This window comes from Acidilobus sp. 7A (genome assembly GCF_003431325.1).
Taxonomy (GTDB): domain Archaea; phylum Thermoproteota; class Thermoprotei_A; order Sulfolobales; family Acidilobaceae; genus Acidilobus.
Genome location: NZ_CP010515.1, coordinates 481,092 through 506,444, shown reverse-complemented (window position 1 = coordinate 506,444; position 25,353 = coordinate 481,092). Strand labels below are relative to the sequence as shown.

At 52.6% G+C, this 25,353-nt stretch carries 19 protein-coding genes; 14 read left to right on the top strand and 5 right to left on the bottom strand.

Going from position 1 to position 25,353, the window contains the following annotated elements; translation table 11 throughout:
- Positions 1-47 precede the first annotated feature (47 nt).
- The 9 genes from SE86_RS02565 to SE86_RS02525 all read left to right on the top strand — a co-directional run bounded on the left by SE86_RS02565 (position 48) and on the right by SE86_RS02525 (position 11,523).
- A complete protein-coding gene (locus SE86_RS02565) occupies positions 48-1,040 on the top strand; it encodes a TIGR00269 family protein (RefSeq protein WP_117354154.1) in 993 nt (330 codons plus the stop codon).
- Between the two features lie 85 nt (positions 1,041-1,125).
- Entirely contained in the window at positions 1,126-2,106 is a 981-nt protein-coding gene (locus tag SE86_RS02560) for a radical SAM protein (protein ID WP_211096683.1), read from the top strand.
- A gap of 129 nt (positions 2,107-2,235) precedes the next feature.
- Positions 2,236-2,508, top strand: coding sequence for a hypothetical protein (locus SE86_RS02555; RefSeq protein ID WP_117354152.1), 273 nt, complete (start codon positions 2,236-2,238; stop codon positions 2,506-2,508).
- Between the two features lie 2 nt (positions 2,509-2,510).
- On the top strand, positions 2,511-5,696 hold the full coding sequence (gene ileS / locus SE86_RS02550) for an isoleucine--tRNA ligase (protein ID WP_117355067.1): 3,186 nt from the start codon (positions 2,511-2,513) through the stop codon (positions 5,694-5,696).
- Complete coding sequence (locus tag SE86_RS02545; RefSeq protein WP_158543085.1) at positions 5,693-6,322, top strand: Dna2/Cas4 domain-containing protein; 630 nt, start codon at positions 5,693-5,695, stop codon at positions 6,320-6,322. The genes ileS and SE86_RS02545 overlap by 4 nt, the downstream gene beginning before the upstream one ends.
- A gap of 40 nt (positions 6,323-6,362) precedes the next feature.
- The gene (locus tag SE86_RS02540) at positions 6,363-7,322 is read left to right on the top strand and encodes a MoxR family ATPase (RefSeq protein WP_211096682.1); all 960 of its coding nucleotides are present in this window, start codon (positions 6,363-6,365) and stop codon (positions 7,320-7,322) included.
- Positions 7,323-7,327: 5 nt separating this feature from the next.
- Positions 7,328-8,881 carry a vWA domain-containing protein gene (locus tag SE86_RS02535; protein WP_158543084.1) on the top strand — a complete coding sequence of 518 codons (1,554 nt, stop codon included), beginning with the start codon at positions 7,328-7,330 and terminating at the stop codon, positions 8,879-8,881.
- 34 nt (positions 8,882-8,915) lie between these two features.
- Entirely contained in the window at positions 8,916-10,829 is a 1,914-nt protein-coding gene (locus SE86_RS02530) for an arginine--tRNA ligase (protein ID WP_211096681.1), read from the top strand.
- A 1-nt stretch (position 10,830) separates the two neighbouring features.
- Positions 10,831-11,523 (top strand): purine-nucleoside phosphorylase, encoded by a 693-nt coding sequence (locus SE86_RS02525; RefSeq protein WP_117354149.1) that lies wholly within the window; start codon positions 10,831-10,833, stop codon positions 11,521-11,523.
- Positions 11,524-11,541: 18 nt separating this feature from the next.
- Here SE86_RS02525 and SE86_RS02520 read toward each other — a convergent pair whose 3' ends face one another.
- The gene (locus tag SE86_RS02520) at positions 11,542-12,456 is read right to left on the bottom strand and encodes a hypothetical protein (RefSeq protein WP_148666749.1); all 915 of its coding nucleotides are present in this window, start codon (positions 12,454-12,456) and stop codon (positions 11,542-11,544) included.
- Positions 12,457-12,581: 125 nt separating this feature from the next.
- Between SE86_RS02520 and SE86_RS02515 the strand changes: the two genes are divergently transcribed.
- From SE86_RS02515 to SE86_RS02495, 5 genes are all read left to right on the top strand, one after another.
- On the top strand, positions 12,582-14,027 hold the full coding sequence (locus tag SE86_RS02515; protein ID WP_117354147.1) for a phenylalanine--tRNA ligase subunit alpha: 1,446 nt from the start codon (positions 12,582-12,584) through the stop codon (positions 14,025-14,027).
- Positions 14,028-14,031: 4 nt separating this feature from the next.
- Complete coding sequence (gene pheT, locus SE86_RS02510; RefSeq protein ID WP_117354146.1) at positions 14,032-15,708, top strand: phenylalanine--tRNA ligase subunit beta; 1,677 nt, start codon at positions 14,032-14,034, stop codon at positions 15,706-15,708.
- A 7-nt stretch (positions 15,709-15,715) separates the two neighbouring features.
- Complete coding sequence (locus tag SE86_RS02505; RefSeq protein ID WP_158543083.1) at positions 15,716-16,534, top strand: GTP cyclohydrolase, FolE2/MptA family; 819 nt, start codon at positions 15,716-15,718, stop codon at positions 16,532-16,534.
- 163 nt (positions 16,535-16,697) lie between these two features.
- Entirely contained in the window at positions 16,698-18,539 is a 1,842-nt protein-coding gene (locus SE86_RS02500; RefSeq protein ID WP_117354144.1) for a glycoside hydrolase family 15 protein, read from the top strand.
- A 173-nt stretch (positions 18,540-18,712) separates the two neighbouring features.
- Positions 18,713-19,939, top strand: a complete 1,227-nt coding sequence (locus tag SE86_RS02495; RefSeq protein WP_117354143.1) for a phosphotransferase — start codon at positions 18,713-18,715, stop codon at positions 19,937-19,939.
- On the opposite strand, the gene SE86_RS02490 is transcribed toward SE86_RS02495, so the two are convergent.
- The 4 genes from SE86_RS02490 to SE86_RS02475 form a co-directional block, all read right to left on the bottom strand.
- A complete protein-coding gene (locus SE86_RS02490; RefSeq protein WP_117354142.1) occupies positions 19,936-21,663 on the bottom strand; it encodes a glutamate--tRNA ligase in 1,728 nt (575 codons plus the stop codon). The two genes, SE86_RS02495 and SE86_RS02490, sit on opposite strands and share 4 nt — an antisense overlap.
- 1 nt (position 21,664) lies before the next feature.
- On the bottom strand, positions 21,665-22,681 hold the full coding sequence (locus tag SE86_RS02485; RefSeq protein ID WP_117354141.1) for a polyprenyl synthetase family protein: 1,017 nt from the start codon (positions 22,679-22,681) through the stop codon (positions 21,665-21,667).
- Positions 22,671-23,804: a type 2 isopentenyl-diphosphate Delta-isomerase gene (gene fni, locus SE86_RS02480; protein WP_117354140.1), complete on the bottom strand. Its 1,134-nt coding sequence runs from the start codon at positions 23,802-23,804 to the stop codon at positions 22,671-22,673. Before fni ends, SE86_RS02485 begins: the two co-directional genes overlap by 11 nt.
- Before the next feature lie 128 nt (positions 23,805-23,932).
- Positions 23,933-25,339, bottom strand: coding sequence for an APC family permease (locus tag SE86_RS02475; protein ID WP_117354139.1), 1,407 nt, complete (start codon positions 25,337-25,339; stop codon positions 23,933-23,935).
- Between the last annotated feature and the right edge of the window lie 14 nt (positions 25,340-25,353).

The following is a 25,353-nucleotide window of genomic DNA, read 5'->3' as shown; positions in this document are numbered from 1 at the left end:
GAAAAGCCGTATAAGAACCTCATAGCTAGGTCTGAAAAGGAAGCCCCTTGCAGAGGCTCTGCGACAGGTGCGGCATGAGGCCAGCGGCAGTGTTTCAGCCACACAGTGGCAAGGCCCTGTGCTCAGAGTGCTTCTTTGATGATATAACGGCGAGGGTTAAGCGCGAGGTCGAGAGGTGGCGCATGATAGAGCCAGGCGACGTCGTGCTGCTCGCCCTGAGCGGCGGCAAGGACGGCTACACGCTACTTGACGTCATGAGCAGAATATACAAGCCTGACAGGCTTATAGGGCTTAACATAGTTGAAGGCATACATGGCTACAACAAAGAGGAGGACGCAGGATACCTAGTTAAGACTGCCAAGGAGCTTGGAGTTGACGTAATAGTAACTTCAATCAAGGAGTATGTGGGCTTTAGCGTTGACGAGATAATGGCTAAGGCTAGGGATGCCTCAAGCAGGATAAGCGCCTGCACGTACTGCGGCATATCAAGGAGGAGGATAATGAACTACTACGCCAGGGAGCTCGGCGTCAATAAGCTTGCCACTGCACATAACCTTGACGACGAGAGCCAGACCGCGGTCATAAACATATTGAGGGGCGACCTCCAGAGCCTGCTGAGACAGCACCCGCTAGCTGAGCTTGTCAAGGATCCTATGCTCATCAGGAGAATCAAGCCCCTAAGAAAGATATACGAGTGGGAGACAGCCACGTTCACCATGTTAAAAGGTTACCACATTCAGGAGACCGAGTGCCCCTACATTTACCAGCTTCCCACCCTGAGGGCTAAGGTGAGAAGAGAGCTCTACAAGTATGAGAGTGAGCACCCCGGCTCGCTGCTGGCCTTCATGGAGTCCCTAGATAGGTTGCTTGAGCCCCTGGCGTCTAAGGTCACGCCTAAGAGCGGCTTGGGCAGGTGCGTCAGGTGCGGGGAGCCCACAGCGAACGGCAAGGCCCTCTGCAAGCTGTGCGAGCTGCTTGAGGGCGTAGGCATCACAAGGCCCCTCTACGCGGTTAGAAAGCTTAAAGTGGTCGCTAGGTGAGCCCATGTTTGGGTGCGCAGATTCTATAGTAGAGGGGCCTAGGGTTTATGGGAGAACCACTTATAAAATTTTCAAAAGCTTCCCTATGATGGGACACATAGCCTTCGGAGTCATAGAGAGAGGCTCTAACGTGATTCAGGTAAGGCCTTCAACGCTCTGCTTTCACGACTGCATATTCTGCAGCGTTGACGCTGGGCCCAGCTCACGGCGCAGGGCCTCAGAGTACATAGTAAGCGACGTTGAGTGGCTGGCTGAGTGGGCCGGAAGCGTGGCGGAGGCCAAAGGCGGCGATGTTGAGGCGCTTATAGACGGGGTCGGGGAGCCCCTGACAAATCCAAAGATTCTTGATCTCATCAGGCTGCTTAAGAGCAAGAAGGGCATACGAAGAGTTGCCATTGAGACGCATGGCGGCTCGCTTTCAGTGGAGCTCGGCAAGAGGCTCTACGAGGCGGGCCTGGATAGGATAAACCTTAGCATAGATGCCCTTGACTCCAACCTTGCGAGGAGGCTGGCAGGCGTCCAGTGGTATGACGTCGATAGGATAATAAAAGTTGTGAAGGAGCTCATGGAGGAGACCAATCTTGACGTTATCCTGACGCCCGTTATAGTGCCTGGCTATAATGAGGGCGAGCTGGCTAAGATAGCAAGGCTTGCTAAAGAGCTCGGCCTGGGGGTCAGGAGCGGGTGGCCCACCGGGGTCCTCGCGCAGAAATATGAGGAGCACAAGTATGGCCGTAGACCACCGCGGGTGAGGCCGTGGACCTGGCGCGAGTTTTACAACTATCTTAAGAAGGTTGAGCTGGAAATTGGCTACAGGCTGACGCCCTCTGCGGAGGAAGTTGGATTTACGAGGAGGCCAAGGGTTGAGAGGCCATTCAAAGTGGGTGAGACTGTTAACCTGTTGGTAGTCGCCAACGGTTGGTTGAAGGGCGAGGTTCTCGGGGTGGACCCTGACTGCTACAGGGTGTTCTCTATAGTTGGCGCTAGAGTCTCATTAGGTGCAAGGCTCAAGGCGAGGGTCATAAAGAATGACAATAACATTTACATAGCTAAGCCGTTTGACTAGCAGCTAATGAGCGGCTAAAGCGTTAAGGCCTTACTATAGCGCAAAGGGGGCCTCTAGGGTACGTTGAAACGCGCTGTGACAGTAAAGCCTATAAAAACATTTTGATGCGGTTTAAAGCTAGGTGCTACTATGAGCGGCGAAGAAGCCTTAGCGGTTCATAAGAAGCTCTACAGGATCTACTACGCTTCCTATGATGATAAAGCTCACGAAGAGGTGAAGAAAGTTCTTAAGGAGAAGTATGGCGTTGAGCCAAAGGACATAAAGTCCCTGGTGCTTCCTGAGTTCAGGTTCCTTGAGTTGCCACTTGAGAAGGGGGGTCTAGAAAAGGAGATAAGAGACCTTGTCTCCTCCATAGTTAAGTCCCAGTACGTCAAGGTTGACTGGATAAACACAGAGGTGTGAACATGAAGGTCAGCGGCGCCCTTGCCTCTGACGAAAGGTCACAACGCGAAATAGAGGACTGGGTGATGAGCTTTTGGGACAGGAACGGCATATACCAGAGGCTTAAATCGCTCAGGGGCAGCAGGGGCAAGCTGTACTTCCTTGACGGCCCTCCATACGCGAGCGCACCCAGCATACACCTGGGCACTGCGTGGAACAAGATACTGAAGGACGCGTTGCTGAGATATTACAGGATGCTAGGCTACGATGTGTGGGATAAGCCAGGATATGATACGCACGGCCTCCCAATAGAGATACTTGTTGAGAGAAAGTTTGACATAAAGAACAAGAAGGACATAGAGACCTCCATAGGCATAGAGAGGTTCGTTAACTCATGCCTTGAACTCGTAAAGGAAAATATCAAGAGCATGACAGAAAACTTCAAGCAACTTGGGGTCTTCATGGACTGGGAGAACCCCTACGTGACGTACTCTGATGACTACATAGAGTCTGGCTGGCACCTAATCAAGGTGGCCTATGAGAAGGGCCTTCTCTACAGGAGCAAGAGGGTGCTTCACTGGTGTCCAAGGTGCGAGACAACGCTAGCTGACTATGAGGTGTCTGAGTATAGGGAGCTGGAGGATCCATCCGTTTACGTTAAGTTTAAGGTTAAAGGCTTCGACAACCTCTACCTGCTAGTCTGGACCACCACCCCCTGGACTCTCCCAGCCAACGCGTTTGTCATGGCACACCCGGACATGGAGTACGCCGAGGTCGATGCCAAAGGTGAAAGGTACATAATACTAAAGGATAGAGTTGACGCTATAATGAAGGAGGCCGGTATAACTGATTACAAGATCCTCAGGACCTTTAAGGGCTCTGAGCTTAAGGACCTTGAGTACGTCCACCCGCTTGAGGACCTTGTTCCAGCCCAGCAGGTTCTCAAGGCATATCATCGCGTCGTGCTGGCGCCTGAGGGCGTCACGGCGACCGAGGGCACAGGCCTCGTCCACTCAGCGCCAGGCCATGGTGACGTAGACTTTGAGGTTGGGTCGCGCCTTGGCGTGCCTCCGCTCAGCGTGGTTGATAATCAGGGAAGGTTAACGGAGGATGCTGGCAAGTACAGGGGGCTCTACTTTAGGACCGAGGCCAACGAAGCCATACTTAAGGACCTCAAGGAGAGGGGGGCTATATTCTACCTTGGCAAGGTGGTTCACAGGTACCCTGTCTGCTGGAGGTGTAAGACGCCACTGGTAATGAGAACTACTGAACAGTGGTTCATAGCGGTAAGCAAGCTCAGGGACAAGCTTGCCAGCGAGCTTGAGAGGGTAGAGTGGGTGCCCTCGTGGGCTAAGAGCCGGATAGGCTCGCTCGTGAGCAACATTGAGGACTGGGTCATAAGCAGGCAGAGGTACTGGGGCATACCTTTACCAATATGGACCTGCAATAGCTGCGGCCATGTGGAGGTAGTAGGCAGCGTTGACGATATTGAGAGGCTGGGCGGGCGGAGGCCCGAGCACCTGCACAGGCCCTGGATAGACAGGGTGACGCTTAGGTGCCCTAAGTGCGGCGGCGTCATGACGAGGGTTCCTGACGTGGCTGACGTTTGGTTTGACAGCGGCATAGCCTTCTATGCAAGCCTTGGTTACCCAAGGAGGAGGGAGGACTACGAGCGCCTCATGCCAGTTGACCTTGTGCTTGAGGGCCATGATCAGCTCAGGGGGTGGTTCTTCAGCCTGCTGCGCTCAGGCGTCATAGGATTCGAAAGCGTGCCCTATAGGAGGGTCCTAGTTCACGGCTTTGTACTCGACGAGCACGGCAGGGAGATGCACAAGTCTCTGGGCAACTATGTGGCTGTCGAGGACATACTCAAGAAGTACCCGCGCGACGTAATGAGGCTCTACTTGCTCCGCAACACCACATGGGAGGATCTAAGGTTCTCCTGGCATAACGTTGACCTAACAGCCAGGGACTTCACAATAATGAAGAACGTCTACGCCTTCGCATCGCTCTACATGAGTCTTGACGGCTTTGATCCAAAGGAGGTCGCGCTGGACTCTGTTAAGGACTACCTCGAGGTCGAGGACAAGTGGCTGCTCTCCCGCCTCAACAGTTACCTAAAGGAGTACAGGGAGCACTTCGACAAGCTCGAGGTTCACGAGGCTGCACGCATAATGAGGGACTTCATAGTTGAGGACATAAGCAGGTGGTACCTGAGGCTGATAAGGAGGAGGGTCTGGGAGGAGAAGGATACGCCATCTAAGAGGGCGGCCTATGCCACCCTCTACACGGCCCTCAGGACATGGATACTTATGGCGGCCCCTATAATGCCCTTCATAAGCGAGTATCTATACCAGAACTTCGTGAGGCCCGCGGAGCCCGAGGCCCCCGAGAGCGTACACATGAACGCCATGCCAGAGCCCGACACCGGGCTTATAGACGATAGCCTTGAGGCTAAGATGAAAGTCGTCAGGGAGATAACGGAGTACGCGCTCTCCTTAAGGATGAAGGGCGGGGTCAAGCTGAGGCGGCCCCTCAGGACGCTTTACGTGTCACCCTCTTCAGAGGACGTCAAGAAGGCCATCAGCGAGCTCCAGAGGCTCATATCACAGGCCATCAACGTTAAGGAGGTTAAGGTAGTTGGTCCTGAGCTGATGAACGAGCTTAGGGTGTACGAGCTGGAGCCAGAGTACAGCGTCGTGGGGCCTGAGTTCAAGAAGTTAACCCCTATGATAATAAAGGCCCTCAAGGATGATAAGAACGCCGCCGCAGAGATACTTAACAAGGGCTTCTATAATATTACGGTAAATGGGCAGAGCGTGAGGATCGAGAGGAGACACGTGAAAATCATAGCGAGCTACCCTGACTGGCTGCTTGCAGATGAGACCCCCTATGGCACCGTGGCACTTGACAAGCGCGTGTCCGAAGAGGAGGTCCTTGAAGGCATAGCAAGGGAGATTGTGAGGAGGGTACAGTACATGAGAAAACTTTCGAATCTGTCGGTGGACGCCTATATAGAGCTCTGGATAAGTGGCGACGAGGAGCTCGTAGAGGCCGCTAGGGCTATGGAGAACTACATAAAGTCTGAGACGAGGGCCATAGCTGTCTTTTACAACGCTCCACCAAATAACGTTAAGGCATCTGAGTGGGAGGTCGACGAGAAACGCCTGAGCCTAGCAATAAGGGAGGTCAAGACAGGCCAACAGTGATAAGGCCGAGCGACCTACATACCTTTGGCTACTGCCCAAGGCTTGCGTTCTTCGAACTCTATATGCCGAGAAGAAGGGGGCTGCTTGAGTCCCTAAGGCTGGCCCTCGGAAGCCTCTTTCATGCTCTATTTCACCTCAGGGACAGACTGACAGGCTTCGCAAGTGAGAAGAACTTGACTCTTAAGCTGAACGAGAACGTAACCATCGTTGGGAGGGCTGACGCGCTCAAGCTGAGCGGCAGCAGCGCCTACATAATAGAGAGGAAGAGCTCAAGGCCTCCTAGGAGAGGGGCCTGGGTGAGTGACGTCATACAGGCCTCCACCTATGGCATAGTCGTAGCCAGGAGCCTTGGCATTAGTGACATTACCGTAGAGATAAGGTACCCTACGACGTCAAGGATCTTCAAGTTGGACAGCAGACTAACCTCGATGGCCTTAAGGGCCATTGACGACTACATCTTAGTTAAAAGGCATGGTATACTCCCTGCTGCTAAGAGGGGCCGGAGGTGCCTTACTTGCCCCTACAGAGACCAATGCTTCTCCCTTGACGAACCAGGCGTACAGCTGGAGGAGCCCGGTTCGTGGCTTATAGGCCTGGACTTCGCGGAGCCTGGGGAATCACGCTAGGCCGGCCAACAAACCCTTTAGGCGCTAAGGTCAGAGATAAATGGAGAGAAGCGCGAAGATGCAGGGCGATAGCAGGGAAGACTTGATAGAGGCTAAGGCCAGAGAGATCTACTCACAGGTGTTAGAGCCAGAAGAACCTGTGAGGAGCCCATCCGAGGCCGTCAGGCTCCTTGAGGAGAGGTTCAGGTTGGTTGTAGATCCACGCATAGTCAAGGTCACGTTTGCCGCGTTTATCATAGGCAGGCCTGTCCTCTTTGAGGGACCTCCGGGAACCGGCAAGACCGAGATAGGTGAGGCCCTGCTCAGACTCTGGGCCGGGAGGGCGCCATTTGTGCTTCCGGCCTCTCCCGACTATGATGAGTATAAGGTAGTCGGCGACTTTCACCCCCTCATGGCAATGAAGTACGGCTTTAATGAGGACTCCTTCATACCGAGGCCTCTGCTCGCGGCCATGTTACTTGACACCGGAGCCCTCATCGATGAGATCAGGAGGAGCAGTGAGAACTTCCAGAACCTGCTCCTAGACATAATAGATAAGAGGAGGATAGTGATTCCAGAGCTCAAGAGGACGTTCAGAGCCAGGGGCCTAGGGTTCCAGTTTATATTTACGAGCAACCCTGATGATGTGGCTCAGGGCGAGCTGAGTGACGCGTTTCTCAGAAGGGTCGTGAGGGTTGAGTTCACGTACCCTTCACCTGAGGAGGAGCAGAGGATCATACTACTCAAGCTTAGCGATAAGCCTGTCGTGAAGAGCCCGCTGATAAGAAGGGTTGTTGACATAGTCAATGAGCTCAGAAGGCTCGGTAGCCTAACTCACAAGCCAGGTGTCGACGCCTCAATAGCCTGGGTTGGCCTGGCCCAGGCAGTGGCTAAGACGGAGGGCAGCCCTCAGGTTACCGAGAGGCATTTACTTGAAGTGGCCCAGGCGGCCCTAGTGAAGGATCCCGCTGACGAGGAGGCCATAAGAAAGGTAGTAGACGAGCGCCTAAGGGAAGGATGAAGCAGATGAAGCTTGAAGAGGCTCTAGAGGCTCTGCACAAATGGGTGCTTGAGCTTAGATCCATTGGAAGGTTCGTCAGCCTAGCAGAGGAGCTGACGGCAGCTACGCTGGCAGAGGCTTACTTAAACCTGAATGGAGGCCTGAGCGCTGACGACTTAAAGCTCATAGCCTTGTCGACTCTTGCTAAGAACGAAGAGACCAGGAAAGCCCTCCTGCTGCTGATCGAGGGGCCGCGCGCGTTGAAGGATCGCGGCCTAGAAGGTGGACCGGCACTTCCATACAATGGCCTGAAAGCAGAACCACTTGCTCAGAGCACCCTCCCCTACGACGCCATCTCAAGGGCTAGCCCGCAGAGGCTCAGGTATATTTTTAGTATAATGAGGAGAAGCGGGGCCCTGCAGCCGAGCCTTGCAGCTAGAATGCTTGAGAGGAGGCCTGCGCTGGCACTTAAGCTGAGCACTAGCGAAGGGCTGAGCGCCACTGCGCTGATGAGGACTGACAAGGCCTCCGAGGTCATAAGCAAGATAATTTCAAAGGCCAACTCCTACGAGGACGCCGTCAGGATAGCTAAAAGCGTTGATCCCAGGTTGCTGTGGAGGGTTGAGGCCAAGGGAGCCTTTAAGGGGTCATCCCTCGAGGCTCTGTCAAGGGCCTCAGCCGCGGTGCGGTACGCCTCCCTCTACTTTGAATACGGCGACTCCCACTATGAGATTATGGCTGCGGAGGAGGCCAAGAGATCTGAGGAGCTGCTGGGCAGAGCGGATGACCCTGAGCTCGCTAAGAGGGCTGCCGACCTGCTAGCGGAGTCCAAGGCCATAATAAGCGCTAGCAGGGGGAGCTTTACAGACCTAGTTAAGTTACCCCTTCAAACGCTGGTACCTATTGTTCAAGACCTTTATATGAACTCCAGGAGCAAGCGCCTGAGAAGAGAGCTGCAGAGGCTGCTTTCAAGGTCCCTGAGCAGGGGGCCTGGGCAGAGAGGTAGAAGGTTTACCTACGCTGAGGGCTCTCATGGAAAGCTTGATGTGCGTAAGTCCACCATGATGTACGTGAGACTTTCTAACGACTTCCTAGTATTTAGGGTGCATGAAAAACTGAAGAAAAAGACGCTCATAGTTGACGTAAGTGGCTCCATGAGGCACTACTCCTCCATGGCACTTGCCTCAGCGGCCATGGCCTCAAGGACCATTGATAGGCTGATACTCTTCAACGACAGGATAAACGCCTTGAAGGGCCCTTTAAGTGAGGGCGCGCTAATAAGGCTATTGGTATCGCTCAGGTTTGAAGGCTTCACAAACCTCTCGGGAGCTCTTTTGCAGGCGCGCGGCAGCAGAAGGGTTGTTGTAGTATCTGACCTAAGGCAGACGGTAGCAGGGCCCAGACCTTCAGAGACTGCCTGTAGGCTTATAAAGGGCGGCACAAGAGTGACGGTGATATCACCGCCAACAGTTAACGTCGCAGAGCTGACGGATCTCAGTGCCTGTGGGGCCCGCATTAACGTGATAGAGGAGGACAGCGTCATGCCAACTAAGATCTCAAGAATAATCAGGAAAGCTTAAGGCCTTGTATAGCTAGTTCACGCTGGGCTGAGGGTTGCTGGACCCAGTCACACAGGCTATTGTAGGTGCCTCACAAATACTTTCGAAGCTAGTCAGTGTGAACGAGCAGACGGCCTTCAGGGAACTCATGGAGCCCATCAAGGAAGAGTATGGCGACGCCTCATTCCCCGCTGTAAGGTACTCGAAGAACCCTGAGGGCGTCGCTAAGGACCTCTTTGAGAGACTTGCAGCTGATTATTCTGTAAGTTACGTCTCTGTAAACAACGTCAACGGCTTCACTAACATAAGCTTTAAGTGCCAGGAACTCGCCGCCGCCGTAAAGTCGTGGTTAAAGGAAGACAGTAGGCTGAGCGTTCCGAGGTCTCCGCAGCCGCTTACCGTCGTCGTAGAGCACACCAGCGCTAATCCCATACACCCGCTTCACATAGGCCATGTCAGGAACGCCTGCATAGGTGACTCCTTGGCCAGGCTCCTAAGGTTGAGAGGGCACAGGGTTATAACAAGGTTCTACATTGACGACATGGGCAGACAGGTTGCAATAGCCGCCCTGGGCGTTAAGCTCCTGAAGATAAACGTCATGGAGGAGTCGCGGAGGCTATCATTGAAGCCGGACGCCCTGGTAGGCTGGATCTACGCTGTCACCAGCACAACCATAGATATGTTAAGCGCTAAGAAGTCCGGTAACTTAGAGGAGGCTGAGAAGCTTGGAGCCACGTTGATGAGACTTAAGTCTCAGGATCCTGGGAACTTCTTCGACGCCCTCTTCAATGCCATACTATCCCTAGAGGACCCCGAAAAGGAAGTGGCGGAACTAAATAACAGGTATGAGAAGGGGCTTGAGCCAGAGAGGAGCTTAGTCAGGTCGATGGTCCTCGCTGTCCTCGAGGGGTTTAAGCAGAGCCTCACACTCCTAGGCGTCAGCTTTGACTCCTGGGACTGGGAGAGCGACCTGGTGTGGGACGGCCTTGTGAGTAAAATTTTGGATGAGGCAAGGGCCAGCGCGTTCTACACCAGGCATAAGGACGCTGACGCCATTGACATACCAAGGATAGTCTCAGAGATCTTAAGCCATGACAAGGAGGCGTCAAAGCTAATAGAGTTACCGAAGGGCTTCGCCCTTCCGCCGTTAATTCTGCTCAGGAGCGACGGCACCACTTTGTACACTACAAGGGACCTCGCGTACAGCGTCTACAAGTTCTCCCAGACCCAGGCCGACAGGGTGATAAATGTGATAGGCGCCGACCAGAGGCTCCCGCAGCTTCAGCTCAGGGTAGCCCTGTTAGGCCTGGGCCACCGGAAGGAGGCGCTTAACATGATTCACTATGATTACGAGATCGTGAGGCTAACTACTGGAAGCATGCACGGCAGAAGGGGCGAGTACGTCACCCTTGACTCGCTTCTCTCAGACCTAACTGCCAGGGCCACGAAGGAGGTCGCGGAGAGGAACTCCTCGATGTCAAAGGACGAGGTGGAGTCCATCGCTATGGGCATAGGCGTCGGCGCCATAAGGTTCTTCATGGTTCAGATGAGCGCCAGCAAGCCTCTCACGTTCAATGTTGAGAAGGCCCTCAGCCTGAAGGGCAACAGTGGCCCCTACCTCCAGTACACCTACGTCAGGGCTGCCAACATACTTGAAAAACATGGACCCATAGACGTTGACCTGGCTGAGCCCGCTAAGTGCACAGCAGAGAGGAGAAGGCTGCTAGTGAAGGCGCTTAAGACGCCGCTCGTCGTCGCAAAAGCAGCTGACGATCTGGCCCCCGAGGACCTTGTCACCCACTTGGTAGAGCTCGCCGACCTGTTCAACGCGTGGTACGAGCAGGACAGCGTCGTCAGGGAGCCTGACATAGGCGCAAGGGAGCTGAAAGCCGTAATTGTGAAGCTTGTGCAGGACGCCATGGGGTTAGGTATGGAGGCCCTCGGCATCCCAACGCTGAGGAGGATGTGAGTTGCCATACCACATAAGGACTGAGAGGGTTCCAGAGGGCGTCCTCATAACCGGCGACCCCCTGAGGGTTGACAGGTTTGCAAAGCTACTTGACAGAGCTGAGCTTGTAAACGAAAACAGGCTGCTCAAAGTTTACGTGGGACGCTTCAACGGCAAGGAGGTGGCTATAGCAGCCCATGGGATGGGAGGGCCAAGCGCTGCAATAGTGGTTGAGGAGCTAATTAGAATAGGTGCCAGGAAGCTTATCAGGGTCGGTACAGCCGGCGCCCTCGCGCCAGACCTCAGGCCGGGCGACTTGGTAGTGGCCACGGCGCTTTCATCAACATATGGCGGTGCCGGGCTAGGGCTTTACTTTGGACACGTGTGCCCCTCGTCGTCGCCAGACCCGCGGCTAACCTATGAGATCCTCTCAAGGCTGGCCAAGAAGGGGGCTAAGTTCTACGAGGGCCCTGTATTCTCAAGCGACTCCTTCTATGCAGAGTCAGCATTAGTTGAAACGCTCAGAGGCCTTAACTTTAGGGCTGTTGAAATGGAGTGCGCCACGGTAACGGCGATAGCAAACGTTAGAGGTGTTAAAGCTTCCTGTCTCCTGGTTATTAGTAACTACGTGGGGTCAGCTGAGAGCAATGAGGAGCTGGTTGACCAGGGGCTTATGGAGGCCGCTAGGGTCTCGCTGGAGGTACTGACATCTTGACGGTATTCATTAAGGCTGTCAAAAGCTTACTATTATCGAGTTCCTGTGCATGAGCTGGGAGGCCTTAACTGCTAGGCTCTGCCCAGTTTTGTCCTTAAACATTAAAAAGCCTCCCCATGAGGCGACTGGCAAGAGCTCCGCCCCAGCCAGCTTCTCTACATCAATAACCCTTGGCCTTGCTGTTGTGAACTGCTCCGACGTTATGGCGAAGATCTTCTCATCCCATTGAACTCCAAGAAGCTTAGAGGCCCGGGAGGCCGCCTCGCTGAGCCTAAACGACGCAAAGTAGTGGTCCTGTGGCATCAGGAGCTTATGTCTCCAGCTCTCCACAGCAATGCCGCTCCTTGATATGTTAATCTCAGCCCTCCTGGCCTCAAGTAGGCTGCCAGTCTCCATTATGACCGTGGCAAGCGTATGCGGTTGCTCAGCTATCCTCTCAAGCAGCCTAAACCTCCTAGTCGTGCCGACCTTCGGCTTGTCACCGCCATAGTCTACCATATAAACCACGTACTCCCCCTTCACTAGGCTATCTATGTACTTGCATGCTTCGAGCGCCTTCTCAGACCTTGAGTCAAGGCAGAGCGTGTAAAGGGCTCTCTCCGATCTCCTGTGCTTTGGACAGAAGCCCTCGGCTGCAACTGGGCAGTAAAGCCTCTTAAGGGGATCGTCGGCCTCATCCAAGGGGCCGTTGTGCCACTGACAGTATGACTGCCACGGCTCTTGAGCTATCTCAAGCTCTGACGTGTACTTAAAGACGTCAGAGTATCCTTCAGGCTGCACTAAAAGATAGTCCAGCGACACGGGATATATAGTTACGTCCACGCTTTCCTGCGAAGTTGCAAAGAGAAAGCCCTTTGGAGGCTCAAACTTCCTTAAGGATGACTCGCCAATTCTCTGCTTTACAAGCCTCAGAATGGCCCTGGTGGCCCCCACAGCAATCATCGAGATATGAAGCCTAACTGAGGGAGGATAATAAGTTTACTAAGTTTACTAAGATCTCCCATCACTGAGTCAAAGATTTATTTGTTCAACCTTAAGTCAATCACAGGAGGCCAACCATGGCTGCCGAGCAGCTGAGCCCCAGCGAGCTAGAGTTCCTCAAAAAGCTTGCAAAACTTGGTGAGCCGCTAGACGCCGAGAAGTCTGAAGAACTTATAGGCGTACCTACTAGCAGTGCCGTGAGCCTAGCAAGCCTCCTCGAGACGAAGGGACTTGTCAAGATTGACAGAAAGACGGTCACCAGGGTGCTTCTGACAGAGAGAGGTGAAGAAGCCTTAAAGGATGGGTTACCTGAGGAGAAGCTTCTCAAGCTGTTGGAGGCGAACAATGGCTCAGTAACAGTTGATTTAGCTAGGAACTCCCTTGGAAGTGATTTCAATGTAGCCATCGGAATTGCTGCAAAAGCCGGCCACATAAAGGTAGTCAATGGCGTGGCAACTCTAGTAGACCGTGAAGGTTTCAGAGCCAGCGTAAACAACCTAAAGGAGGGTCTTAGGAGCATAAAGGAGGGAGGGCCTGTAAGTGAGAATATAGTCGATGTCCTGAGAAGCAGAGGGCTTGTAAAGGTTGAACAGAAAAACCTGATGAGCATAAGACTACTGCCTCAGGGACTCTCGCTAGTAACAGCTAAGCCAAGCATAGCAAAGTTATCCCACGAACTTATAGCCACCGGCAGGTGGAGAGAGTACACCTTAAGGCCCTATGACGTCACAACTGAACCGCCATTAAGGATGCCTGCAAGGAAGCACTTCTTTGCAGAGTTCATAGAGGAACTTAAAGACCTCATGAAGGAAATGGGCTTCGCTGAGGTGAGCGGTCCCTTAGTGGAGTTAGAGCTATTCAACTTCGATGCGCTCTTCCAGCCCCAGGATCACCCAGCCAGAGAGATGCATGATACGTTCTGGCCCGATCTACCGCCAACAGACCTAAAGGATTACGCTGACATAGTTGCTAGGGTTAAGCATGAACATGAACGTGGCTGGGGATATCGGTGGGATGAGAACGTAGCTTCAAGAAGAATTCTGAGGAGCCAGACCACGTCAGTAACTATAAGGGTTCTCGCCTCCAGGCCTAGGCCTCCGGTTAGGTTCTTCACTGTAGATAAGGTCTTCAGGGCAGATCCTGTTGATGCCACCCACCTATCAGACTTCCATCAGCTAGATGGAATTATGGGCTGGGAAGACTTCACATTCAGGGACCTACTTGGGTTCTTAAGCGAGTTTGGCAAAAGGCTCGGCCTAGAGCTTAAGTTTAAGCCTGCTTACTTCCCGTTTACAGAGCCCAGCGTGGAGGGCTATGCGAGAATAGGAGATAACATGGTTGAAGTCTTTGGCGCGGGCCTCTTCAGGCCGGAGGTTCTCAGGATCGCTGGCGTTGAATACCAAGTAGGGGCTTGGGGCATGGGCGTTGAGAGGCTGGCCCTGGCCCGCTTTGGGCTCCATGATGTAAGAGACCTCTACTCTAAAGACTACGACTTTCTAAGATCGTTTAAAGTTGAGGTGTAAAGCCATGGTGACGCTTAGGTTTAAGCCCGAGAGACTGGTAGAGACTACAGGCCTAGATCTAGACATAGTTGAGGAGGCTCTCTTCAAATTAAAGTGCGAGACCGAACTTGACAGCGACTACCTTTCGGTTGAGGTAAACCCAGACAGGCCAGATATGTTCATCTCTGAAGGCATAGCAAGGGCTGTCAGAGGTATAGAGTCCCTAGAGCTTGGCTGGAAGTCCTTAAGTGGAAATATCCAGGATAGCGGCCTGGAGCTTGTCAACGAGATGCCAGAAACCAGGCCCTACATAGCTGCCGCTGTGGTATATAATGTAAACGTTGATTCTGAGTCCTTCCTTGAAGAGCTCGTTCAGTTTCAGGAGAAACTCCATGACACTGTAGGAAGGAGAAGAAGAAAGGTAGCCATAGGATTCCACGATCTGACTAAGATTAAAAGTAAGAGGCTCAGGTATGGCATGCTGCCGCTTGAGAACACCATGATACCCCTTGGCGGCGGAAAACCTGTGTCGATAGCAGAGGTTCTAAGAAGCACGGAGCAGGGAGTAAAATACGGTAACATAAGCTTGACTGAAGGCTTCCATCCAGCATTTACAGAAGATGATGGAGCTGTGCTCTCTCTACCCCCTGTGGTAAATTCAGAAGTTACCAGGGTTGAGGTTGGTACTAGGGATCTTCTAATAGACGTCACCGGAACGGACCTTGCAACTGTACTTAAAGTTCTAGACATCATAACGCTTAACCTAGCTGAGAGAAGAGGTGCCCGCATAGGTCTCGTTAAGATAGCCTCGAGGGCGGAGGAGCCTTTACATACGCCATTGCTTAAGGGCAGGGAGCTGAGCCTTGATGTAAATTATGTAAACAGGGTCCTAGGCGCGGATCTAACGGTTGACGAGGCAGCAATCTCGTTACTTAAGATGAGGCATAACGCCTTGCCTGAGAACAGTCGTGTCAAAGTCGTGGTGCCCCCGTTCCGCTATGACATAATATCTGAGATAGACCTTGTGGAAGACATTGCCATGGCCATGGGATATGACTCTCCTAAGCTTTCGCCAAGCAGGTACATAAACGATGCCAGAGGATCATTACTAGACCACACGATGCTTTCAAGGACAGCGCGCGACATAATGGTAGGGCTTGGTTTCACGGAAGTTATGAGCTATATATTGACTAGCTCCTCCCTGCTGAAGCTTTTTGATATAATAAATGACGTAGTAAAGCTCAAAAATCCTGTGCAGGAGGAGTTAGACGCCCTAAGGCCCTCTCTCATACCCCAGCTACTTCAGTTTATGTATTTCAACGTCAGCAAGACTAAACCTGTTAATGTCTTTGAGATAGGCAAGACTGTTAAAAAGGTAGGCCCAGAAGCAGTGGAGGACTTAAAGCTAGCCGCGGCCATTATGGACGACTCTGTAAGTTATGAGGATATCCAGTCCGTCGCTTACGCGTTCATAAGGTCCTTTGGTCTCAGACCCGGCGCTAGGCCTATCACGATTAGTTGGCTCCTCCTAGGCAGGTCTGCCTCGCTTCTGGCCAACAGTCACGAGATAGGAATTATTGGCGAGGTCAACCCTGTTGTGCTAGGTAAGCTCAATATTACGTATCCGGTGGCCATTTTTGAACTCTCGTTAACGGAGCTCCTAAAGGTGATAAGGGCTGGAGCTGCAGGACAGAAGCCCTGATTACCCTGTGCCAGTTAAGAGAATAGGCTTCAGAGGCGTCCTGAAGAGGATCCTAATAAAGTCGCCTCAAGGACTCTTCGCCTTTGACGCAAAAATTAATGTCTACGTTGACCTTTCATCTAACAGAAAGGGCGCCCACCTATCCCGCAACGTTGACGCCATGCAGATTCTGGACTCCTTTCCTCAGGAATCGTGGAGCCTCGAGGGCCTCGCGGAGAGCATTCATGACCAGCTTCTAAACCTCCACGGCTACAGCGACAGCGCTGGCGTTGAGCTATACACAACGTACTGGGCTAGGGCCGCTTTCGAGGATATAGAGTCCCTAGAGCCCGTTAGAGTTAAAGTTGCTGTAGTGGGAGGCAGAAGCAAAAAAACCTTCCTGACCAGCGTCTCGGTTAAAGGCTTCACTGTATGCCCCAGTGCGCAGAGAACTATAGCTGATATGTTTAACTACAGTTCCACAGCGCCCAGCCATAGTCAGAAGGTGATGCTTAGGGGTTCCGTGATATCTCGCAAGCTTCACATCATTAGTATTGACGATATAGCTTCCGCGCTCTGGGCTTCGCTCTCAGCACCAGCCTTTACGTTACTTAAAAGACCTCAGGAGGCGAGACTAGTCTTCGGTGCCCACAGAAACCCAAGGTTTGCTGAAGACGCCGTTAGGGAAGCCGTGAGGAGGCTCAGGTGCCTAGTTGATGAGAACCTCCCTAAGGATACTGTACTTAAAGCAGAGATCTATAGCCTAGAGAGCATACACCCGCATAACGTCTTTGCTGTTGCTGAAGGAAAGGTGGAAGAGCTGCCTAAGATAGGCTGCGGCGACTGAAGAGTTAAAGAACCCTTTATTATCGATATCACGCAATGTAATGTAGGTAGGCTATCTCGTACAGGCGTATGTCTTTATAAAGTAAAAAACCTTTCTCAAGTTTAAATTTAAATATGTAGGCACTGTTCTAAATTTATGGCGAGCGAAGACGGCAAGACTTGCAATGGTTAGCAACGGAAACATAGCAGCGCTCTATGATGGCAACTTTTACATAAGGAGCATTTACTATCCTATGCTTGACCAACATCATAACCACTCAGTGAACGGCGCCTTTAAGATAGGCCTGTGGAAGGACGGCCAAATGATATGGCTTGAGAACGTGGACAAGTCCATTTCAATGGACAACCTGATAGCCAGGGCCGTTTTTAGGTTAGGTGATGCAACTGTAGAGCTTACTTCGTTGGCTTCTCAAACGAGGCCGGCAATAATAACTAAGGTAAGCATAAGAGGTGAGGGGCTCTTTAGATTCATACAATACAATGACTTCAGGCTTAACAACAGCGAGCTCGGTGACACGGCGCTCTATGACCCCCATCTTGACGCCGTCGTCCATTACAAGGGAAGTACCTGGTTCGCGGTCACCTCGTCACATAAGCTTTACGAGTATACTACTGGAAGGAGAGATCAAGGTAGTGTGCTTAATGACTGCCAGGATGGCACGCTGGGTAAAAACCCAATAGCCCAGGGCTCTGTTGACAGTGCCATCTCCATAGCTGCCAAGGAATTCTATCTCTACATAGTCGCTGGGAAGAGCTACAACGACCTTGTGGAGTCTGTGAAAGACCTAAGGGCCGAGCCTGGCGAGCACTTTGAGCGTGATAGCAAGTACTGGAGCGTTCTCACCGAGCCTTTCAAGGATGCAAAGATCTTGAAGCAAAGTATAGCCGTGCTTCTCGGACACATGGGTAATAGCGGCGAGGTGCCTGCCTCGCTGGATACAAGCATACTTAAGTTTAACCTTGACACATATGCATATACATGGCCAAGGGACGCCGTTCACGTAGCCATGGCCCTTGACTCCATAGGTTACTGGTCCTTCACCAGGAGGTTCTATGAGAAGCTCTTCACTGAGCTGATGACCCCTGAAGGCTACCTTTATCAGAAATATAACGCTGATGGTACCTTCGGGAGCACGTGGCACCCGTGGACCTCTGAAACGGAGGTCAGCAAGAACATACAGGAAGATGAGACTGCCCTAGCGGTCTACGGTTTTTGGTATCATATAGTGAAAGCTAATGACTATTTCCTGTTACGTGAAGTTTATGAGAACTTAGAGAGAGCAGCAGACTTCATGGCAAGTTTCATTAATGAGAAGCTGTCCCTGCCCTTGATGAGCTACGATCTCTGGGAGGAGAGGTTAGGAGTTCACACGTACACTGTCGCTGCCCTTTACGCCGCCATGAAGAGCGCTGCAGATATAGCTAGGAGGCTTGGCGTGTGGAGTAAGGAGGATAAGTGGGGACGCTTAGCCAAGGTATTTCAGAACGGCTTCAGGGAGCATATGTTTAACAAAGATGGAGGCTACTTCTACAGGATGATAATAATAGACAAGGAGAAGGTCGTCGACGTTGATAAGACCGTGGACTCCTCTATCCTGGCGGCCGGCCTCTTTGGCCTTGTGGAACCCTCAGATCCCATGTTTGATAGCACAGTGAAAGTGGTTAAGGATAAACTGTGGGTCAACAGGGTAGGAGGCCTTGCAAGATATGAGAATGACTATTATCAGAGAATCAGCGCTGACTACTCCGGCATACCTGGCAACCCATGGATCATCACTACCCTCTGGCTTGCGCAAGCCTACATGTTGCAGGGCAACCTTGACGCTGCAAAGCAGCTAGTGTCATGGGTTAACGGCGTGGCGTCGCCAACCGGCATGCTACCTGAGCAGGTGAGCCCCTTTGACTCTGTGCCGCTCTCGGTCATGCCGCTCGCCTGGAGCCATGCCGAGTATGTGAAGACCCATGTTATGCTTAATGGAGGAAGCTTCATGCCGCCTAAGCAGTAAAACTTAGAGTTGAATATGGAGCACTTTAAACCTCGCAGCCCTTAATATCAAGAAGGTGCACGGCCTTAGCTAGCGTCTGCAGCCAGGAGACCCTCAAATGGTACGCCGCTAGGCCATGGGCACTTCACTGCGATGAGAGCAGGTATTATTGCGAGCCTATAAGCGGTGGGTTCATGTTTATAGTTGAAGGCTGTGGTGAGAAGGCCTTTGCACCTCTGTCGCTGACGGCTGACGGCAAGGCTCTGAGCGAGCTCGACTCCAATGAGGAGTGGCTGAACGCGGCCCTTGGAGGCGGCGCAAGCCTCCCAGGGAGGCTTAAGGTTAATTGTCGTGTCACTACAAGGATAAGAGGAATTAGGGTTTTGAGCTCAGGGCAGAGGTCCGTAGAGTATGAAGCTTATGCAAGCAATGACGAAAAAGTTCTCATAAAGGCCTTAAGACGTCATGAGCCTGACAACGCCGAGCACTTAGTGCTCGACTACCTTACAGAAAAGAACTTCAGGTGGTCCCCACAGCTTCTCTGCTCCGTGCTCTTTGACGGCGCGCCATATTTGCTGATAACAAAATTCATAGAAGGCCTTCCAGCGGCAACCGAATACGTCAGCAGCTCATTTACAAGGTCTGTCGAGAGCACAAAGGCGTTAGGCTCAAACATAGGCAAGACATTAGTGGATCTGCATGCAACGCTTTTGGAGTGCGACGCTGCGTGGTGCAGGCCTGAACCCATAAGCGAGAATGATATAAGGTCGTGGTTAAGGAGATTAAGCTGGAGGGCAGCATGGCTGAGGGAAAAGGCCCCTCACATGCTTCCCTCCCACGACAGAGCGCTTCTCTCAGAGGCTGCGGACTCCCTTGAAGAGCTAGCAGGTGACTTAGAGCCCTTAGCTGAGAGGCTCATGGGAACCCCCAAGATGAGGATTCATGGGGACCTCCACCTCTATCAGGTGATGAAGGACTCCAATGATAACGTCTATTTCATAGACTTTGGCGGTGAGCCGTATAAGACGCCTGCAAGCAGACTTGAGAAGGAGCCCGCGGTGAGGGACCTGGCAGCCCTAGCCAGGAGCTTGGACTATGCTGGCATGATGGGTGAGCAGCTTAGGACTGGGGGGTCCTTGCTTCAGGTAACCTCCTGGCCTCCTGAGGACCTGCTCACATGGGAGAGCGAGACGTTTAAAGTAATCCTAGACTCATATGTATCCGAGGCCAACTCAAGGGGCCTTGGCAACCTTTACGACGGGATCGGGGCCCTCTTCTTCTGGCTAGTGGAGAGAGCTAGCTATGAGGCTGTTTATGAGATAGCTGCGCGCACCGGGTACCACTATGTGCCGCTCAACGCGCTGCTCAGGTACAGGGATGGCAATGACCGTTTAGTCAGCTTAATTAGGAGTCTAGCCTAGCGGTGCGTCAGTATGGCCGTTAGGGGCTTGATAGAGTCTATTATTACAAAGCCGAAGCGTATAAACTGCAGCCTTGAGCCCTTCGTGTAGTTGCCTACGTAGCCCTCAACAAGGCCTTCGTGAACCACTAGCTTTAAGCCGTCGGGCTCCAGGACCCTTATGTTTACGGCGCTCCTCTCGGGGACCCACTGGATAATTGGGTAACCTTCCCTTCTCGCCTCATCAAGGCTGTCATTCTTAAACACTAGCATGCCATCGCTTAGTCTCACGGTGTAGTTCCCAAGGCCTGCTAACCTCACGGCCGAAGACTTAAGATCGTCAGCGGGCACATATATGTTATCGCCATCGCATACCTTTATCTCGCGCACCGCCTGGGGCCTGTTAGGATGAAGCGGTATCTTCGCTGTAACGCAGCCCTGCTGGCTCAGCCTGACCCTCACGCCTCTGCCCTGAGAGGTCTCGACGAACATAAGCCTGTCAGCCATAGAGTCTAGCTTCTTTCTATTAGTGGCGGCCAGGTTGGCCCAGCTGAGCTTGGCATCCCCAGGCCTCACACCAACGTCAAGTATCACGTCCCTTATGGACTCGGGCAGTATGCCGCGTCTTCTGAGTCCTGCAATAGTTCCAAACCTTGGGTCATCAAGTCCCATGAACTCGCCTGAGCTCTCGCTCATAATCTTCTTAATGTAGCTCTTGCTCATTATGAAGCCCTCCAGCTTCAGCCTCCCAAAGTGGATGTAAGTAGGCTCCTGCCACCCGAAGCACCTGTAAACGTAGCTCTGCTTTACTGTGTTGAGCTGGTGCTCCTTCCCTCTGAGGACGTGGGTTATGCCCATTAAGTGGTCGTCAACGCTCACGGCGAAGTTATAGGTAGGCCACACTATATACTTGTCACCAGTTAGCGGGTGCGGGTGCTGCGACGTGTCTATTATCCTGAAGGCAACCCAGTCCCTGAGGCTCGGGTTAGGGTCCTCCAGGTTCGTCTTAAACCTTATGACGGCGTCACCCTCCTTATAGTGACCTGAGAGCATCTTGTCGAACTGCTCAAGCTGCCACTCCGCTTGCATGTTCCTGTACTCTGGGGCCCCCTTCTCAGCTATGAGCTTCTTGCTCTCATCCTTACCTAGGTCAACATAGGCACATCCCTTCGACAGCGCCTCCCTTATCGTTGAGTAGAATATCTCCATGCGAAGGCTCTGTATGTACTCCTCGTCCCACTTTATGCCGAGCCACCTCAGGTCCTCCCTTATCATATCATAGGCTTCCTTCATCGGCGTCTTAGTCCTGGGGTCCGTGTCCTCAAATCTGAGGACCATCCTGCCCTTGTAAATCCTGGCGTACTCGTAGCTGAGTATCGCAGGCCTCGCGTTCCCTATGTGTATGGCGAAGTCAGGGTTGGGTGCAAACCTCGTCACAACCTTGCCCTCTTCAGCGTTTGGCAGGGGAGGCAGTGACTTGCGTTCCGTCTCCTGCCTCCTCTTCCCCTCGGCAACCTCGCCGAACTCCCTCTCTAAGGCCTCGCGCTGCTCGTCAAGGCTCATAGAGTTTACCTTGTCGACCATCTCCTTAACTAGCTGCGCCAGCTCCCTAGCATTCCTCCTGAGCTCTGGCTTCTCAGCCATAAGTGACGACATGACGCTGTTTACCTGCGCCTTTCCCTCATGCTGAACAGCGTTCCTGAGAGTTGCCCTGTAAACGAGTGTTCTCAGGTCCTCAGAGCTCATCTCATTTCTCCCTCTGGGCGCTGAAGAGCGCCAGGTCCTTAAGAGCCCTGTAAGCCTTCTCATCAACTACAAGCCCTGCTCCTCTAAGCAACTCAAGCTTCTCCACGGCAAGCTGCGAGTAGCTCTCGGCCAACTTCTGTGCGTATTCTAGAACGCCTAGACTCTTCATCAGCTCTGCAGCCTCACTCAGCTTGTCCTCGCTGGCTTTGCCGGAGAAGATCTCCATCAAGAGCTTCTTGGCGCTCTCGCTGCTCCTCGCAACCTTTATTACAAGTATAGTCTTTTTGCCACGCCTTAAGTCGCTGTATATGGGCTTACCTGTCTTCGAGGGGTCGCCGAAGGTGCCAAGTATATCATCCCTTATCTGGAAGGCCAGGCCCACGAGCCTTCCGTACTCGCCCATAGCCTCAATCACTTCGTCCTTCGCCCTTGCAGCTATAGCGCCAAGCTTCGCTGAGGCCTCTATGAGGGCCCCCGTCTTAAGGTAGATCATCTTAAGGTAGTCCTCTGCGTCGACGTCCCAGCTCCTCTCAAAGAGCAGGTCATAGCCCTGCCCCTCAGCAACCTTTTGTGAGGCCTCTGTAAGCGCTCTCACGGCTTTGACCACGTATTCATCCTCTAGCCCTGTCTCCCTGCTCTTCAGGATAGCCACATATGATAGAGAGAACATGAGGTCCCCAGCGGTTATAGCTAAAGGAACGCCGTAGACCTTGTGGACCGTTGGCACGCCCCTTCTGAAGTCATCATTATCCATTATATCGTCATGCACAAGCGTGAAGTTATGGAAAATCTCTACGGCCGACGCCAAAGGCAGGGCGCGGGACTCCGCCTCAAGAGAGCCGAGGGCCCTTGCTGTGGCGAGGACTACCAGCGGCCTCAGTCTCTTGCCCCCCGCCTTTATTAAGTGCGCCGAGGCTCTGTAGAGCTCCTCGGGCGCGCCCCTTAGTATGTTATATATTTCTGAGTTCACGAGGGGCACATACCTGTCGACGAGCTCGTCCATGCTCTCATATGCCACTGCTCCGCCGCCTCCAAAGTAAGGTCATAACTCTGCTATTTAAGTAGCTAGTGACGTCCACGTTTCTCACTTTAAGCTCCTCCATCAGCTCACCCCAGACGGTTACGCTGGCACTCCAAAGATCGTGAGGCCTCCTAGCCCCTGTCATCACTAGGACTGACTTGAGCTGGTACAGAACGTCGGCCAGGTACCTCTCCAGGCCCTCCTGCCCGGAGGAGAGGGCCCTCAGCGCAGGCGCCGCGAACCCACCTATGTCAGCGCCAAGAGCTATAGCCTTCGCCACATCTAGGCCGTCCCTTAGGCCCCCGCTACCTATGATGTAGGCGTCAGGCGCAGCGCTGCGCGCCTCGACTATTGACACAGCAGTGGGGTTACCCCACTGCTCGGCAATACTACCTGGGTCCCTGAGCGGGTAGCCATGCTTTGCCCTGGACCTCAGGGTCTCTATCTTTATCCAGTTAGTCCCACCAAGCCCAGCGACGTCAAAGCATTTAACTCCAATAGACCTCAGCAGGCTGACGTCCTCAGCGCTGAGGCCCGTGCCGACCTCCTTAACAATCACAGGCACCGCCAGCTCGTCCGCAAGCTCGCCCGCGATCTGAAGTATACCCTCAAAGCGCGTATCCCCTTCATCCTGAAATAGCTCCTGCCCGACATTTAGATGTATCGCTATTGCGTCGGCCCTGATCATCTCTATAGCCTTTAGGGCCTCCTTAACCCCATAGCCCTTGACGAGCTGAGCTCCACCTAGGTTAGCTACTATGAAGGCGTGAGGCGCCCTCTCCCTGACAACCGAGAACGTGTGAATTAGAGAGGGGTCCTCCAGAGCAGCTCTCTGGCTGCCAACCCCCATAGCTATGTTAAACTTCTCCGCGGCCTTGGCTATAGCCGCATTTATAGGCTCTGCGTCAGGGTGTCCACCCGTCATGCCAGTTATTATTAGTGGCGCCCCCAGCTCATGGCCACAGAACTCTACGCTTAAGTCTATTCCATCAAGGTCTACCTCTGGAAGCGACCTGTGCACTATCCTCACATATTCAAGAAGCGTGGATCTCTCTGGCTCTACTCCACCTCTTCTCACGATATCTATATGCTCTAACTTACGGTTACTGGTCAGCGTCATGATAGTCTCTCCATTGCCAGGCTGAAGTTAGGAGAGGGCCTTATAAAGGAGAGGGCCAGTTGATGAAAGGGCCTCTTTTATCCTTGTCGTAGGCTACATAACCCACCGCATGGTAGCTAGCCCAGGGCCTATGCGACCTCCTTACTATCAGGGCGACTTATAGCCTTAAGCTCCTCTAGAACCTCGGCGTATATGAAGCCAACTATGATCCACATCACAAACAAGTCGACCTGTAGCTGCAGGCTCTTTGACAGAAAGCTTATCGACGTAGCCCAGAGCGAGATAAGGGTCGCCACAACGCCTATTATAATGTCGCCTACCTTACGCGCTATCCATCTCGTCGCTCTTAGCGAGCTGAACATGGCTGCCCTCTTGAGGCTTCTGACCCCTTCAAGTATGTAGGAGAAGTTGGCAGAGAGGTGCACAAACAGGTTGGCTAGGCCCGCCAGGCTTCCATAGACAAGGAAGAGGGCAAATGGTTTATCATAAACCAGTAGCGCCGGGAACGTGACGGCTGCATAGAGCACCGCTGTAGTTAAGACGGAGTTAAATGGATGACCCCACCTTATAATAGCAAGGCTCCTTGGCAGCATCTCATTTCTTGCCATAGCATAAATGGTCCTGGAGGTAGCTGCCATAAATGAGAGCGGTGCGAGTATGCCATCATTAAACGCTGCAAATATCAGTGGTGCAGCATAAATGTCACCGTAGAACTTCCTCATAAAGTCTATAACTGGTATCCTAGCAGCCAGTATGAAGTTAACCTGCCCTCTCATAATCGAGGCGTCAATAATGGAGTAAACGACAAGTGCTCCAAGAAGGCCACCAGCTACTACAACTATAAGCGCGGCCTTGCCGATGTCCTCCTTTTTTAACGCCTCGCCCCCAAGTGGCGTTATTGATCCATAGCCAGTTGGTATACCTATTGCAAAGAGTATGCCAGCCGCCAACATTGATAGCGGTATTGATGATTCACTTCGCGAGAAGGGGTTGTAGAAGTGAAAGCCTGCGATGGCTAAGTTTATGAGCGTTATATAAACCAAGACCACAAGCTCAACTATAGATGCTATCTCAGCATACTTTGCGGAGGGCCTTATGCCAAGTACTAGGAAAATGGCTGCGGGAACGAAAATTAGGGCCGCTGCCGCTAAGGGGCTCACGTGAAGAACATAAAAAAGCACGTAGGCAGCTCCAAGTACGTAGGCCGAACCGTACACCGTGGAGTATAGTATATAAAGCCATCCCGTCTCAAGGCCTAGCCTTCTAGTTAGGCTGTAGAAGGCATATATATAATATCCGCCTGCCTCGCCGTACCTCTTTGAGAGGCCATAAACGACCGCTGCGTTGAAAAGTACCAGAAGAGTTCCTATCACAACTACGACTGGAGCGAAGCCCCTCGTATATGAAATCACGCCGGTTGCGTATGTCAACAGTGATAGCAGGGCTGCCTGACCTCCGAACGAGAGGAACACCAGGTCTAGCAGGCCTAGTCTCCTAGCTAACAGGCTGCCTTGAGTGGCCTCTGTCGTTGTCATATGAGTTTTAACCC